This is a genomic window from Microbispora sp. NPDC088329, assembly GCF_040685655.1.
Taxonomy (GTDB): domain Bacteria; phylum Actinomycetota; class Actinomycetes; order Streptosporangiales; family Streptosporangiaceae; genus Microbispora.
The window spans coordinates 1-1,140 of record NZ_JBFBIP010000072.1; the positions used below are offsets into that span (position 1 = coordinate 1).

The window sequence follows — 1,140 nt, forward strand, 5'->3', positions numbered from 1 at the left end:
TACGCTCCTACGGCTTGTAGGCACACGGTTTCAGGTACTATTTCACGACCCCTCACCGGGGCGCTTTTCACCTTTCCCTCACGGTACTCGTTCACTATCGGTCATCAGGAAGTATTTAGGCTTACCAGGTGGTCCTGGCAGATTCACACAGGATTCCTCGAGCCCCGTGCTACTCGGGACACCCCTCGGGAGTCCATCCAATTTCATCTACCCGGCTATCACGGTCTACGGCCGCCCTTCCCAGAGCGTTCGACTATCAGAAGGATTTCTCACTCCCCGGACGATCAGCGGACCGTCCAGAAGGATCCCACAACCCCGCACACGCAACGCCCGCCGGCTATCACACGCGCACGGTTTAGCCTCCTCCGCTTTCGCTCACCACTACTCACGGAATCACTATTTGTTTTCTTTTCCTACGGGTACTGAGATGTTTCACTTCCCCGCGTTACCACCAACCGCCCTATACATTCAGGCGGAGGCAACACCACATGACTGGTGCTAGGTTTCCCCATTCGGACATCCCCGGATCAACGTCTGGTTGGCGACTCCCCGAGGCTTAACGCAGCCTCCCACGTCCTTCATCGGCTCCTGATGCCAAGGCATCCACCGTGTGCCCTAAACAACTTGGCCACAAAGATGCTCGCGTCCACTATGCAATTCACAAACAACAACCAGACAACCAGCCCACCCCACCACCAAACACCCGAACCCTCCACCCGCAAACCCACCTCACGGCAGACTCACGACCAAAGGACCCCAGCCGGTATGGCAGGAGACCAGCCCTGGAGACAACGAACCACCCGCCGCTAAGCGGCGGGCAAACGGTCCGTTCCCTCAGGACCCAACAGTGTGCCCGAGCCAACCAGCCCCACCGCCGGCTTTCCCACTCCACGAACAACCCGCGGCGGTACTCACCAGACGACCAGAACCGGCCGACCCGAATAACCAGTGCTCCACTAATGAGCGCGTCACGCACCAGACACTCGCCGGTGAACGCGACATGGACCAACCCACCCACCAAACGATGGGGATCAGGCCGGCCGAATGCTCCTTAGAAAGGAGGTGATCCAGCCGCACCTTCCGGTACGGCTACCTTGTTACGACTTCGTCCCAATCGCCAGCCCCACCTTCGACCGCTCC

The 1,140-nt window shown here is 59.2% G+C and carries 2 rRNA genes; both read right to left on the reverse strand.

Annotated elements, in window-relative coordinates:
• Positions 1–630, reverse strand: a 23S ribosomal RNA gene (locus tag AB0O28_RS39855); the annotation flags it as partial.
• Between the two features lie 425 nt (positions 631–1,055).
• A 16S ribosomal RNA gene (locus AB0O28_RS39860) occupies positions 1,056–1,140 on the reverse strand; the annotation flags it as partial.